Genomic DNA, 12754 nt, shown 5'->3' on the forward strand with positions numbered 1-12754 from the left:
TCGGGCTCGAAACGAGCGTATCGCCAGCAAGTCGGCTCCTGCACTGGCATGCTGCCGGCTCAGTGGCCCAGTTCGCGCACCAGCGAATCAGCGCTGATTTCGCTGATCGACTTGGCGCCGGTCAGCACCATGGCCACGCGCATCTCTTTCTCGATCAGGTCGAGCAGGTTGCTCACCCCGGCGCCGCCGGCTACGGCCAGCGCGTAGATGAAGGCGCGCCCGAGCAGTACCGTGTCGGCGCCGAGGGCGATCATGCGCACCACGTCCAGGCCGGTACGAATGCCCGAGTCGGCGAGGATCTTCAGATCGCCCTTGACCGCATCGGCGATGGCCGGCAGTGCGCGGGCACTCGACAGAACGCCATCGAGTTGGCGGCCGCCGTGGTTGGAGACGATGATGCCATCGGCGCCAAAACTCACCGCGTCCTTCGCGTCCTGTGGGTCGAGGATGCCCTTGATCACCATCGGGCCGTCCCAGAACTCGCGGATCCACTGCAGATCTTTCCACGAGATCGAGGGGTCGAAGTTGTCGCCAAGCCAGCCGATATAGTCGGCCAGGCCGGTGCGGTTGCCGCGGTAGGCGGAGATATTGCCCAGGTCATGGGGCTTGCCCAGCAGGCCCACGTCCCAGGCCCAGCTTGGGTGGGTCATGGCCTGCAGGATGCGCCGCAGCGGCGCGTTCGGCCCGCTCATGCCGGAGTGGGCGTCGCGGTAGCGCGCGCCCGGTACCGGCATGTCCACGGTGAACACCAGAGTGGTCACGCCGGCGGCCTTGGCGCGTTCCAGGGCATTCTTCATGAAACCGCGATCTTTGAGCACGTAGAGCTGGAACCACATCGGTCGGTCGATGGCCGGCGCCACCTCTTCGATCGGGCAGACCGATACCGTGGACAGGGTGAAGGGGATGCCTTTGTCTGCCGCGGCCTTGGCTGCCTGCACTTCGCCGCGACGCGCGTACATGCCGGTCAGGCCGACAGGTGCCAGCGCCACGGGCATCGCCAGGGTTTCGTTGAACAGGCGGGTTTCCAGGCTCAGCTCGGACATGTTGCGCAGAACCCGCTGGCGCAGGGCGATGTCGGCCAGATCCTCGACGTTGCGCCGCAGCGTGTGTTCGGCATAGGCGCCACCGTCGAGGTAGTGGAATAGGAACGGCGGAAGTTTGCGTTGTGCCGCTGCGCGGTAGTCGGTAGAGGCAGAAATGATCATCGGGTTCACCTTTGTGCCAAGAGCAGGCTGTTCTCGTCAGGCGACCGACCCCAAGCACTTGGGAGCCGGTCGCTCTGGGTATACGGGGGTCGTGAATGGCACGCGCCCCGGTTTGCACCGGGGCGCGGCTTAGAGCGTTTGTCAGCCAGCGACCAGTGGATCGCTAACGCCCAATACATAGATCGCGATCAGGGCGATCGAGCCGGTAAAAAGCACGTAGTACAGCGTAGGCCATATGGTCTTGCGCAGGATGCTGCCCTCGCGTCCCAGCAGGCCGACCGTGGCCGATGCCGCCACCACGTTGTGGATGGCGACCATGTTGCCGGCGGCGGCGCCAATCGCTTGTACCGCGACAACCAATGCGCCGGAGATGCCCAGGTTAGTGGCTACGCCGAACTGGAACTGGCTGAACATCATGTTGCTGACGGTGTTGGAACCGGCGATAAAGGCCCCCAGGGCGCCAATGCTCGGTGCCAGCAGCGGGTAGATGCCACCGACGCTGTCGGCCACCCAGCGCGCCATCAGGATCGGCATGCTCGCCAGGTCGGCACTGTTGACGCCCGAGTTGATCAGGATACGCACCATCGGCACGGTGAACAGCAGGACGAAACCGGCGCTGAGCAACACTCCGGAGGACTCCTTGACCGCCGAGCCGAGGTCGCGCAGCTTCATGCCGTGGAAGAAGAAGGTGGCGATGACGACCGTAACCAGGATGCCGCCCGGCAAATAAAGCGGCATGAAGTTGGCGCTGACCCCGGTTTCGCCGAGCAGGTCGGGGAAATTCACCACCACCGCTTTCAGTGCGGCGCCGACTTGCGGTACTACGCGGCTGATCACCAGCAGGGCACCGACCAGCACATAGGGCAGCCAGGCGCGCAGGGAGCTCATGGGCTTGGCGGTCAGTTGATCCAGCTTCATTTCTACGGTGCCCAGCCATTCGCTCGGCCACTTGTCCGCCGGGGCGAAGTCCCAGGTGGTTTTCGGCAGCAAAAAGCCCAGGCGAGCGGCACTGGTGACAATCGCCAAACCGATCAGGCCGCCGGCCAACGACGGAAATTCCGGGCCGAGGAACACCCCGGTGAGGGCGTAGGGGACGGTGAAGGCCAGGCCGGCGAAGATTGCGAACGGCAGTACTTCGAAGCCGGCTTTCCAGCTTTTTTGGGTGCCGAAGAAACGCGTCAGCATCAGTACCATGATGAGCGGCATCACGGTGCCGACGATGGCGTGGATGATCGCCACTTCACTGGTGATCAACTGCAGGAACTGGGCCCAGGACGAGCCCTGCTCAACCAGTTGCGCGCCAATGGTGGCCGAGTCCAGGCCGGTATTGACCCCGACGATGATCGGCGTGCCCACGGCACCGAAGGACACCGGCGTGCTCTGTACCAGCATGCCCATCAGCACGGCAGCCATGGCCGGGAAACCGATGGCCACCAGCAGCGGTGCGGCAATCGCCGCCGGCGTGCCGAAGCCCGAGGCGCCTTCGATAAAGCAGCCGAACAGCCAGGCGATGATGATGGCCTGGATACGCCGATCCGGGCTGATGGTGGCGAAGCCGGCACGGATCGCGGTGATGCCGCCGGAGTGTTTGAGGGTGTTAAGCAGCAAGATGGCGCCGAAGATGATCCACAGCAGGCCCAGGGTAATCAGCAGGCCTTGCAGGGTCGAGGCGAGTACGCGGTTGACGCTCATCTCCCAGGCGAACAGGCCAATGGCGGCGGTTACCAGGTAGACCAGCGGCATGGCGTGCTTGGCTGGCCAGCGTAGGCCGACCAGCAGGATGGCCGCGAGCAGGATCGGAGAGAAAGCGAGTAGAGCCAGAAGACCAGTTGACATGTCGGTCTCTCCTTAGCGACGCGCGATGCGCATGGGTATATGCGGAGGCAAGGGTGCGGCAAGTGGTTGGGTTATGACCGGCATGGGACACCTCGTGAGCTTATTGGAATTGTTTTAAATTCGAGTAAACTGGTAATACCAATTTACAAGACAGCGCGGCCAGAGTAAAAGTGGATGCTTGCAGCTGTCAATTAGCAGGCTTACTACTTTGGTCGCATGCGCTTGCCTTGTAAGGTTAGAAGCACCGCTATAGGCTTGCTCGGCAAGAGCCTGAGGAGGGCGTTACAGGTGGTAAAACCAGTGAGGTTTGGGCTATGGGGGTAGGGCAGGTGCGCCAGCGCCGTTTGTCGGATGACATTGTCATCCAGCTGGAAACCATGATCTTGGAAGGCTCGTTGCGGGTGGGGGAGCGGCTGCCTGCCGAACGTGCGCTGGCCGAGCAGTTCGGTGTGTCGCGTCCGTCACTGCGTGAGGCGATTCAGAAGCTGGTGGCCAAGGGGCTGTTGGTCAGCCGTCAGGGCGGCGGCAACTTTGTTGCCGAATCGCTTGGCTCGACTTTCAGTGATCCGTTGTTGCAGCTTTTGGAGAACAATCCGGAAGCCCAGCGCGATCTATTGGAGTTTCGCCATACCCTGGAAGGGTCTTGCGCGTTTTATGCGGCGCAGCGCGCCACTGAACTGGATCGTCAACGCCTGAACGAGGCATTCACCGCGCTGCAGGACTGTTACAGCCGCAGCGGCACAGTGACCCGCGTCGAAGAGGGGGCGGCCGATGCGAACTTTCACCTGGCCATCGCCGAAGCCAGTCATAACGCCGTGTTGCTGCATACCATTCGCGGGTTGTTCGACCTGCTCAAACGCAACGTGCTGACCAATATCGGCGGCATGTACGCTCAGCGCGACGAGACTCGCGACATGCTGATCGATCAGCATCGTGCGCTTTACGAGGCGATCATCGAGGGGCGGGCCGAAGACGCGCGACAGTTGTCCAATCGGCATATCGACTACGTGCAGGAAGTGCTCGCCGAAGTGCAGCAGCAAGCGCAGCGCGTGGCGCGGGCGCAGCGGCGCCAGGGCCACTGACACGAAAGTGGGGGGAAGAATGGTGTGCCCTCATTCCATCAGCCTTTAGCCGGCCGTTGAGGAGCTACCTGCGTTGCCGATACGGCGTTAAAAACAGGCTCGGAATGCTCATTTACAGCTCGTAAACTCCGCTGCCTCGCCTGCATTTTCAACGGCCTGCTAGTCGTCCTTGCCCTTGCTGCGCATGGCGCGTTGCACTTCGCGGTCGGCGTCACGCTCTTTTTCGCTGTGGCGCTTGTCGAAATCCTTCTTGCCCTTGGCCAGGGCAATCTCGCATTTGATCAAATGCGCCTTCCAGTAAACCGACAGTGCCACGCAGGTGTAACCCTTCTGCTGCACGGCGCCGAACAGCTTCTCCAGCTCGCGCTTGTTCAGCAGCAGCTTGCGCGTGCGGATCGGGTCGGCAATCACGTGGGTGCTGGCGGTCTTCAGTGGGGTGATGTGGCAGCCCATCAGCCAGGCTTCGTCGTCTTTCAGCAATACATAGCTGTCGACCAACTGGGCCTTGCCGGCGCGCAGGCTTTTCACTTCCCAGCCGGCCAGAACCAGGCCCGCCTCGAATCTGGATTCGACGAAGTAGTCGTGCATCGCCTTCTTGTTCTGGGCGATGGTGCCTTGAGGGTGTTTCTTTTGTTTAGCCATAGGGCGCGCATTATAAGGAGTCGTTGGCCTGCTGGCGACAGCCTGATCTTGAGAGCGGTGGGTTAATCCCGGACAATGCGCGTCTTTTGCACATATCGGACGTATTCATGGTGAGCGACAAGGTTTCGATCCACGGTACCTGGGCCAGTCGTTGGGTGTTTATCCTGGCGGCAACCGGTTCCGCCGTAGGCCTCGGCAATATCTGGAAGTTTCCCTACATGACCGGCATGTACGGCGGGGGAGCCTTCGTCATCATGTACCTGGTGTGCATTTTCATGGTCGGCTTGCCGATCATGCTGGCAGAAACCCTGATCGGCCGCCGCGGCCGGCAGAGTCCGGTGAATGCGCTGCGAACGCTGGCGCTAGAGTCTGGAGCCTCGCCGAGATGGTCGTGGGCCGCGCTGATGGGGATGGTTGCCGCGTTGTTGATCCTGTCTTTTTACAGTGTCATCGCCGGCTGGTCGCTGGACTACATCATCGCTATGGGGGACGGCCAATTCGAAGGCATCAGTGCCGAGGGGGCGGGCGCTGCGTTCGGTACGCTGACGGCGGATCCCTGGCGGCTGACCCTGTGGCACACGCTGTTCATGCTATTGACTGGCGTCGTCATCGCCCGTGGTGTCGTGGCCGGCCTGGAGCGCAGCCTGCGCATCATGATGCCGCTGTTGTTCGTCCTGCTCCTGGTGTTGCTGGGTTACAGCATGACCACCGGGCATTTCATGCAGGGTTTTCATTTTCTCTTCGACTTCCAACCGGACAAGTTGCTCGACGGCGTGCTGGCTGCCATGGGGCATGCCTTCTTCACTCTCAGCGTGGGCGTCGGCTCGATCATGGTCTACGGCGCCTATATGCCCAAGCGCGCCTCGATCGGCTCGACGGTATTGGCGGTCGGTATCCTCGACACCCTGGTGGCCCTGACTGCGGGATTGGCGCTGTTTCCGATCGTGTTTGCCGCCGGTATGGAGCCAGGCGCCGGGCCCGGGCTGATGTTCGTCACCTTGCCGGTGGCCTTCGGCAACATCGCGTTCGGTCAGGTCATGGGTACCCTGTTTTTCATCCTGGTGCTGGTCGCGGCCTGGACCTCGTCGATCTCCATGCTGGAGCCGGCCGTCGCGTATCTGGTCGAGCGTACCCGGCGCAGCCGGGTGCAGGTTACCAGCGTGTTGGCGCTGTTGTGCTGGGTGGTTGGCATGGGCACGGTGTTGTCCTTCAATGTTGGCGCCGAGGCCAAGTTCTTCGTCTTCACGGCCGACGGTTTTCAGCTGTTTCAGTGGGGCGCCGAAGGCGGGCGAAATTTCTTCGACAGCATCGATTACCTGACCAGTCGCATTCTCTTGCCGTTGGGTGGCTTGGCCTTCGTCCTATTTGCCGGTTGGGTGCTCAAGCGCGAAGCGGTGCGCGAGGAGTTGGCGATCAACAATCCGCTGCTGTTCGGTCTGCTGTATTGGCTGATCCGCGTGGTGGCGCCACTGGGCATATTGATCGTGTTTGTTGCAGAGTTGATGAAATGAATACAGTCACCCTATTGAATTGGGTTGCGGGCTCATGAGTACTCATATTCAGCGGTCGGCGTTGTTGCCGTACCCGGCGGCAGCTCTTTTCGAGCTGGTTAATGACGTGGCGCGTTACCCGGAGTTCCTGCCCTGGTGTTCGGCCAGCGAGGTGCTGGACGCCAGTACAACCCATATGCGCGCCAGTCTGGCAGTGGCCAAGGGCGGGGTGAGCCAGCGTTTCATTACCCGAAACACGTTGGTCTGGGGCGAGTCGATCGAACTGAATCTGGAGGAAGGCCCGTTCAGTCAGCTGCATGGTCGGTGGCTGTTCAAGGCGCTGGGCGACAAAGCTTGCAAGATCAGTCTGGATCTAACTTTCGATTATGCCGGCCCCCTGGTGCGGGCCACGCTTGGGCCGCTGTTCAATCAGGCGGCGAACACCCTGGTGGACGCCTTCTGTCAAAGGGCGAAGCAGCTCTATGGATAGCCACCCTATGGATAGCAAGATGATCGTGGTCGAAGTGGTCTATGCCTTGGCGGATAAGCAGAAGCTGCTGCGCCTAAGCCTGCCGTACGGTACTACGATGCGCCAGGCGGCCGAGCAGTCTGGCATGGCGACGCACTTTCCCGGTCTCGATCTGGCGAACAGCCCGCTGGGGATCTTTGGCAAGGCGGTTGCCAAGGCGCAAGAACGAGTGCTGGAGGATGGCGAGCGGGTAGAAATCTATCGGCCGTTGATCGCCGACCCGAAAGAGGTGCGCAAGCAGCGTGCGGCCAAGGCGGCGCAGGCCAAGGCGGGCGAGGAAGACGGCTGACGGTTAAGTCGTCGCACATGAAAAAGCCCGGAACTCTCCGGGCTGTGGTGCCGGCTGGGTTACTGCGGCGAGCTGTCCAGCGGTTCCGGGGTTGGTACGGGAACCGTTTGTACGTCATCCACTTCGCGCTGAATTTGTTCCAGCAGGGAGCCGGGGGCCGGCTTTTCTTCAGTTTGCGGCTGCCGAGTGGCTTGCGGTGCCGTCACGCTGGTGCCGTCTTCACCTAGAATGGCCTGGTCGCGGCTGACGCCGGGCAGGAAGTCGCCTGACAGGCCGGCCAGTTGCTCATTGCCATTGAAGACCACGCTGACGCGCTCTTGCAGGCGTTTGCCGCCGCCTGGCTGAATGCTGTACAGGTAGTCCCAACGGTTGGCGTGGAAGGTGTCGGTCAGCAGCGGGTTGCCCATGATGAACCGCACTTGGCTGCGGGTCATTCCGGGGCGCAACTGATCTATCATGTCTTGGGTGACGACATTGCCCTGTTGGATGTCGATTTTATAAACCCCGGGGAAAGAACAGCCGGCGAGCGCGAGGAGCCCCATGAGGGTGAGGCTGGTCTGCAGGAGCTTGGTTTTTTGCATCGGAGGGTGACTTCCACTATCTTGGCTGGGCAACGTAAACCCCGATCATACCCGCAATAAAGGAAGCTGCGAAGCCGCTTCCGCGAGAAAGCAGACCATGGTTGAAAATAGCGAACTACGCAAAGCTGGCCTGAAAGTGACCCTGCCGCGGGTCAAGATTCTGCAGATGCTCGATTCCGCCGAGCAACGCCACATGAGTGCAGAGGATGTTTACAAGGCCCTGATGGAAGCGGGCGAAGACGTCGGTCTGGCCACCGTGTACCGCGTACTGACCCAGTTCGAGGCGGCGGGGTTGGTGGTGCGGCACAACTTCGATGGCGGTCATGCCGTGTTCGAGTTGGCCGACAGCGGTCATCACGACCACATGGTCTGTGTCGATTCGGGTGAGGTGATCGAGTTCTTCGATCCCGAAATCGAGAAGCGTCAGAGGGAGATCGTGCAAGAGCACGGCTTCGAGATGGTCGATCACAACCTGGTGCTCTACGTGCGCAAGAAGAGGTAAGCGCGCAAGCGGGTCACGGATAGGATAAAGGCGATCTTCGGATCGCCTTTATCCGTTGAGCGCCCCGTCAGGCTTGGGCGCTGCCGACCATCTGCCGGGCGTGGGCCAGGGATTCTTCGGTCAGGTCGACGCCGCCCAGCATGCGGGCAATTTCCTCGACCCGCTGATTGCTATCCAGCTTGCTCACGGCTGTGCGCGTGGCATCGCTGCCGCGCACCTTGTGCACGAACAGGTGCTGATGGCCCTGAGCGGCCACTTGCGGCAGGTGAGTGACGGTCAGCACCTGGCCGCGTTCGCCGAGTCGGCGCAGCAGTTGCCCGACCACTTCGGCGGTAGGGCCGCCAATGCCGACATCGACTTCGTCGAACACCAGGGTCGGCACGCGCGAGGTTTGTGCGGTGATCACCTGGATGGCCAGGCTGATGCGTGACAGTTCGCCGCCGGAGGCGACTTTGGCCAGGGTCTTGAGCGGTTGGCCGGGGTTGGCGCTGACCAGGAATTCCAGCTGTTCGAGGCCGTTGGGCTGTGGTTCGCTGTTGATATTAGCGCTCAGGGTGATGCTGAAGCGCCCGCCGGGCATGCCCAGGTTGTGCATTTCCAGCTCTACCGCCGCGGCCAGTTCGCCGGCCGCGCGATGACGCAGGGCGCTGAGTTCGCCGGCCTTGTCCTGGTAGTGGCGTTCGAAGGCGCTCAGTTCATCGTTCAGGCGTTCGGCGGCCTGGTCGTCGGCGTTGAGGCCTTCCAGTTCCTCGAACAGTTGCTGTTGCATGGCGGTCAGCTCGCCGGGCTGGATTCGGTGCTTGCGCGCCAGGGTATAGATCGCATCCAGGCGCTCTTCCAACTGCTGCAGGCGCTCGGGATCGGCGTCGAAGTGGTCGAGAAAACGGTTGAGCTCGCCAACGGCTTCCTCCACCTGGATTTGCGCGCTGGCCAGCAGGTTGGTCGCTTCGCTCAAGGCGCTCGGTTGACCCTGAAAGGCGCCCAGGCGGTTGAGGCTGCCGGTCAGTGCCGAGAGCACGTTGCCGGCGTCGTTCTCGCTGCATTGCTCGATTACCAGGCGGCAGGCGCTGAGCAGGCTTTCGGCATTGGTCAGGTTCTTGTGCTCCTGCTCCAGCTGTTCCAGTTCGCTTTCACCCAGGGCCAGGCTGTCCAGTTCTTCCAGTTGGTAGCTGAGCAGTTGATGGCGTGAGCGTTGCTCGTCGCCGAGGCTGGACAGGCGCTGCAGCTCACTCCTGGTCTGTTTCCAGCGCTGCGCGGCCAGTTGCACCTGGCGCGCCAGTTCCTGGCTGCCGGCGTATTCGTCGAGCAGGCGGCGGTGGGTGTCGGTCTTGAGCAGGGATTGATGTTCGTGCTGGCTGTGGATATCGATCAGCAGCTCGCCGAGAGCCTTGAGGTCGCCCTGGGGGCAGGGCGAGCCATTGATGTAGCCGCGCGAGCGGCCTTCGGCGGTGATGACCCGGCGCAGAATGCATGGGCCGTCGTGCTCAAGGTCGCGTTCAGCCAGCCAGGCGCGGGCTTCGGGGATATCGCCAAGGTCGAAGCTGGCAAGAATATCCGCTTTGTCGGCCCCGGGGCGTACCACGCCGCTGTCGGCGCGATCCCCCAGGCATAGGCCGAGGGCGTCGAGCATGATCGATTTGCCGGCGCCGGTTTCGCCGCTGATGACGCTCATGCCGCTGTCCAGCTCCAGGTCGAGGTGTTCAACGATGGCGTAATTGTGTACGGACAGGTGCACCAGCATGGCGAGGCCTCCAGATCTTTTGTGTGTATATTTATACAGTGTTTATTTCTCGGCTGACAATCCTTGTGCCGCACTTGAAGCTGCAGAATTTGTCCCCATATAGGCGGCAGACGCGCGAGTTTAGACTTGCGTCGAATTTTTAGAGGAGAAACCCATGGCTGACGAACAGACTCACGATATCCAGCTGCCAGAAGTTGGCCCTGGTGCCGAAACGGGCTCGAGCGATCAGGTGGACGCCCGCATCCAGGTGCTGGAAGAGGAGTTGGCTGCCGCTCAGGATCAGGCGCTGCGCATGGCGGCGGATCTGCAGAATGTGCGTCGTCGCGCCGAGCAGGATGTAGAGAAGGCGCACAAGTTCGCCTTGGAAAAATTCGCCAGTGACCTGCTGCCGGTCGTCGACAGTCTGGAGCGCGGTCTTGAGCTGTCCAGTCCGGACGATCAGGCGATCCAGGCGGTGCGCGAGGGCATGGAGCTGACGCTCAAGCTGTTTCACGACACCTTCAAGCGCTATCAGTTGGAAGCCGTAGACCCGCAGGGCGAGCCCTTCAATCCGGAGCACCACCAGGCCATGGCCATGCAGGACAGCGCGAATGTGGAGCCGAACAGCGTGCTCAAGGTGTTTCAGAAGGGTTACCTGCTCAACGGTCGACTGTTGCGCCCGGCGATGGTGGTGGTCAGCAAGGCTCCGGCCGAAGCTCCGCCGTCTATCGACGAGCAAGCTTGAAATTCGGCGAATAGCCCCCACTTATGAGTCAAGCGTTTTAGTGCTACCGCGGCTGACAAAGCGCAGCGGCGGGAATATCCAAGTTTAGGGAGAATGATGATGGGCAGAATTATCGGTATCGACCTGGGGACCACCAACTCGTGCGTCTCCATTCTGGAAAACGGCAACGTCAAAGTTATCGAGAACGCCGAGGGCACTCGCACCACGCCGTCGATCATCGCCTATGCCAACGACGGTGAAATCCTCGTCGGTCAGTCGGCCAAGCGCCAGGCGGTGACCAACCCGCATCACACCCTGTATGCGGTGAAGCGTCTGATCGGTCGTCGTTTCGAAGAAGACGTCGTGCAGAAAGACATCCAGATGGTGCCGTACAAGATCGTCAAGGCCGACAACGGCGACGCCTGGGTCGAAGTGAACGGCCAGAAGATGGCGCCGCCACAGATCTCGGCGGAAATCCTCAAGAAGATGAAGAAGACCGCCGAAGATTACCTCGGCGAGCCGGTCACCGAGGCGGTGATCACAGTTCCTGCGTATTTCAACGACAGCCAGCGTCAGGCCACCAAGGATGCCGGGCGGATCGCCGGTCTGGACGTCAAGCGCATCATCAACGAGCCGACTGCCGCGGCCCTGGCCTACGGCATGGACAAGGCCAAGGGCGATCACACCGTGATCGTGTATGACCTGGGCGGCGGTACTTTCGACGTTTCCGTGATCGAGATCGCCGAAGTCGATGGCGAGCACCAGTTCGAAGTGTTGGCCACCAACGGCGACACCTTCCTCGGCGGCGAGGACTTCGACATCCGTCTGATCGATTACCTGGTCGACGAATTCAAGAAAGAAAGCGGGATGAACCTCAAGGGTGATCCGCTGGCCATGCAGCGTCTGAAAGAAGCCGCGGAGAAAGCCAAGATCGAGCTGTCGTCCAGCCAACAGACCGACGTCAACCTGCCGTACATCACTGCCGACGCCACCGGTCCCAAGCACTTGAACGTGAAGATTTCGCGCGCCAAGCTGGAGTCGCTGGTTGAAGACCTGGTGCAGCGCACCATCGAACCGTGCCGCATCGCCTTGAAAGACGCCGGTATCGACGTGGCCAAGATCAACGACGTGATCCTGGTCGGCGGTCAGACCCGCATGCCGCTGGTGCAGAAGCTGGTTACCGATTTCTTCGGCAAGGAAGCGCGCAAGGACGTCAACCCGGACGAAGCCGTCGCCATGGGCGCTGCCATCCAGGGCGCGGTACTGGCCGGCGACGTCAAGGACGTGCTGCTCCTCGACGTCTCGCCGCTGACCCTGGGTATCGAAACCATGGGTGGGGTGATGACCGCGCTGATCGAGAAGAACACCACTATCCCGACCAAGAAGTCCCAGGTGTTCTCCACTGCCGACGACAACCAGGGCGCGGTGACCATTCACGTGCTGCAGGGCGAGCGTAAGCAAGCTTCGCAGAACAAGTCCCTGGGCAAGTTCGATCTGGCCGAGATTCCGCCGGCTCCGCGTGGCGTGCCGCAGATCGAAGTGACCTTCGATATCGACGCCAACGGCATTCTGCATGTCGGCGCGAAAGACAAGGCCACCGGCAAGACTCAGTCCATCGTGATCAAGGCCAACTCCGGTCTGTCCGAGGAAGAAATCGAGCAAATGGTGCGTGATGCCGAGGCCAACGCCGAGGAAGACCGCAAGTTCGAAGAGCTGGCCACTGCCCGTAACCAGGGCGATCAACTGGTACACGCCTCGCGCAAGATGCTCACCGAGGCAGGCGATAAGGCCACTGCGGACGAGAAAGCCGCCATCGAGACCGCACTAAGCGCGCTGGAAGTGGCGATCAAGGGAGATGACAAGGCCGCTATCGAAGCCAAGATCAATGCCCTGTCCGAAGCCACCACCCCGCTGGCGCAGAAGATGTATGCCGAGCAACCACAGCCTGGCGCGGATGCCCAGCAGGCAGATGACACTCAAGGCGCGGGCGACGATGTGGTCGACGCGGAGTTTGAAGAGGTCAAGGAAAACAAATAAGCGCGAGCTTATGCCGCTCTGGCCGGGCATGACGCGAGTCGCGCCCGGCATGATCCGCCACGCGGGAGCTTGCTCCCGCGTTGGCGTGTCTGGAGTAGACGATTTAAAGGTGTTGAA

The 12754-nt window shown here is 61.5% G+C and carries 12 protein-coding genes; 7 read left to right on the top strand and 5 right to left on the bottom strand.

Annotated features, from left to right (window positions below; genetic code table 11):
- Positions 1–59: 59 nt before the first annotated feature.
- Together lldD and P8H27_RS04700 are read right to left on the bottom strand one after the other, a co-directional pair.
- Entirely contained in the window at positions 60–1205 is a 1146-nt protein-coding gene (gene lldD, locus P8H27_RS04695; protein WP_289635489.1) for an FMN-dependent L-lactate dehydrogenase LldD, read from the bottom strand.
- A 141-nt stretch (positions 1206–1346) separates the two neighbouring features.
- Positions 1347–3041, bottom strand: a complete 1695-nt coding sequence (locus P8H27_RS04700; RefSeq protein ID WP_289635490.1) for an L-lactate permease — start codon at positions 3039–3041, stop codon at positions 1347–1349.
- A gap of 314 nt (positions 3042–3355) precedes the next feature.
- Between P8H27_RS04700 and P8H27_RS04705 the strand changes: the two genes are divergently transcribed.
- Entirely contained in the window at positions 3356–4123 is a 768-nt protein-coding gene (locus tag P8H27_RS04705) for an FCD domain-containing protein (RefSeq protein WP_289635491.1), read from the top strand.
- A 159-nt stretch (positions 4124–4282) separates the two neighbouring features.
- On the opposite strand, the gene smpB is transcribed toward P8H27_RS04705, so the two are convergent.
- Positions 4283–4765, bottom strand: coding sequence for an SsrA-binding protein SmpB (smpB, locus tag P8H27_RS04710; RefSeq protein ID WP_090505897.1), 483 nt, complete (start codon positions 4763–4765; stop codon positions 4283–4285).
- Positions 4766–4872: 107 nt separating this feature from the next.
- Between smpB and P8H27_RS04715 the strand changes: the two genes are divergently transcribed.
- The 3 genes from P8H27_RS04715 to P8H27_RS04725 are packed head-to-tail and all read left to right on the top strand — an operon-like array spanning position 4873 to position 7073.
- On the top strand, positions 4873–6276 hold the full coding sequence (locus tag P8H27_RS04715) for a sodium-dependent transporter (protein ID WP_289635601.1): 1404 nt from the start codon (positions 4873–4875) through the stop codon (positions 6274–6276).
- A gap of 34 nt (positions 6277–6310) precedes the next feature.
- Positions 6311–6745, top strand: coding sequence for a type II toxin-antitoxin system RatA family toxin (locus P8H27_RS04720; RefSeq protein WP_289635492.1), 435 nt, complete (start codon positions 6311–6313; stop codon positions 6743–6745).
- Positions 6746–6752: 7 nt separating this feature from the next.
- A complete protein-coding gene (locus P8H27_RS04725; protein ID WP_289635493.1) occupies positions 6753–7073 on the top strand; it encodes an RnfH family protein in 321 nt (106 codons plus the stop codon).
- Positions 7074–7132: 59 nt separating this feature from the next.
- Here P8H27_RS04725 and P8H27_RS04730 read toward each other — a convergent pair whose 3' ends face one another.
- The gene (locus P8H27_RS04730; protein ID WP_289635494.1) at positions 7133–7654 is read right to left on the bottom strand and encodes an outer membrane protein assembly factor BamE; all 522 of its coding nucleotides are present in this window, start codon (positions 7652–7654) and stop codon (positions 7133–7135) included.
- A gap of 97 nt (positions 7655–7751) precedes the next feature.
- Between P8H27_RS04730 and fur the strand changes: the two genes are divergently transcribed.
- Positions 7752–8156: a ferric iron uptake transcriptional regulator gene (gene fur / locus P8H27_RS04735; protein ID WP_289635495.1), complete on the top strand. Its 405-nt coding sequence runs from the start codon at positions 7752–7754 to the stop codon at positions 8154–8156.
- Between the two features lie 67 nt (positions 8157–8223).
- On the opposite strand, the gene recN is transcribed toward fur, so the two are convergent.
- Complete coding sequence (recN, locus tag P8H27_RS04740; protein ID WP_289635496.1) at positions 8224–9897, bottom strand: DNA repair protein RecN; 1674 nt, start codon at positions 9895–9897, stop codon at positions 8224–8226.
- Between the two features lie 154 nt (positions 9898–10051).
- Here recN and grpE point away from each other — a divergent pair, with 154 nt between their 5' ends.
- Together grpE and dnaK are read left to right on the top strand one after the other, a co-directional pair.
- Positions 10052–10621 carry a nucleotide exchange factor GrpE gene (gene grpE / locus P8H27_RS04745; RefSeq protein WP_289635497.1) on the top strand — a complete coding sequence of 190 codons (570 nt, stop codon included), beginning with the start codon at positions 10052–10054 and terminating at the stop codon, positions 10619–10621.
- Positions 10622–10720: 99 nt separating this feature from the next.
- On the top strand, positions 10721–12637 hold the full coding sequence (gene dnaK, locus P8H27_RS04750) for a molecular chaperone DnaK (RefSeq protein ID WP_289635498.1): 1917 nt from the start codon (positions 10721–10723) through the stop codon (positions 12635–12637).
- Positions 12638–12754: the final 117 nt, after the last annotated feature.

This window comes from Pseudomonas sp. sp1636 (genome assembly GCF_030376615.1).
In the GTDB taxonomy this organism is placed as follows: Bacteria; Pseudomonadota; Gammaproteobacteria; order Pseudomonadales; family Pseudomonadaceae; genus Aquipseudomonas.

Excerpts from the sequence above, each read along its gene's own strand:
- lldD (WP_289635489.1), bottom strand. The coding sequence starts at position 1,205 with ATGATCATTTCTGCCTCTACCGACTACCGCGCAGCGGCACAACGCAAA.
- P8H27_RS04700 (WP_289635490.1), bottom strand. The coding sequence starts at position 3,041 with ATGTCAACTGGTCTTCTGGCTCTACTCGCTTTCTCTCCGATCCTGCTC.
- P8H27_RS04705 (WP_289635491.1), top strand. The coding sequence starts at position 3,356 with ATGGGGGTAGGGCAGGTGCGCCAGCGCCGTTTGTCGGATGACATTGTC.
- smpB (WP_090505897.1), bottom strand. The coding sequence starts at position 4,765 with ATGGCTAAACAAAAGAAACACCCTCAAGGCACCATCGCCCAGAACAAG.
- P8H27_RS04715 (WP_289635601.1), top strand. The coding sequence starts at position 4,873 with ATGGTGAGCGACAAGGTTTCGATCCACGGTACCTGGGCCAGTCGTTGG.
- P8H27_RS04720 (WP_289635492.1), top strand. The coding sequence starts at position 6,311 with ATGAGTACTCATATTCAGCGGTCGGCGTTGTTGCCGTACCCGGCGGCA.
- P8H27_RS04725 (WP_289635493.1), top strand. The coding sequence starts at position 6,753 with ATGGATAGCAAGATGATCGTGGTCGAAGTGGTCTATGCCTTGGCGGAT.
- P8H27_RS04730 (WP_289635494.1), bottom strand. The coding sequence starts at position 7,654 with ATGCAAAAAACCAAGCTCCTGCAGACCAGCCTCACCCTCATGGGGCTC.
- fur (WP_289635495.1), top strand. The coding sequence starts at position 7,752 with ATGGTTGAAAATAGCGAACTACGCAAAGCTGGCCTGAAAGTGACCCTG.
- recN (WP_289635496.1), bottom strand. The coding sequence starts at position 9,897 with ATGCTGGTGCACCTGTCCGTACACAATTACGCCATCGTTGAACACCTC.
- grpE (WP_289635497.1), top strand. The coding sequence starts at position 10,052 with ATGGCTGACGAACAGACTCACGATATCCAGCTGCCAGAAGTTGGCCCT.
- dnaK (WP_289635498.1), top strand. The coding sequence starts at position 10,721 with ATGGGCAGAATTATCGGTATCGACCTGGGGACCACCAACTCGTGCGTC.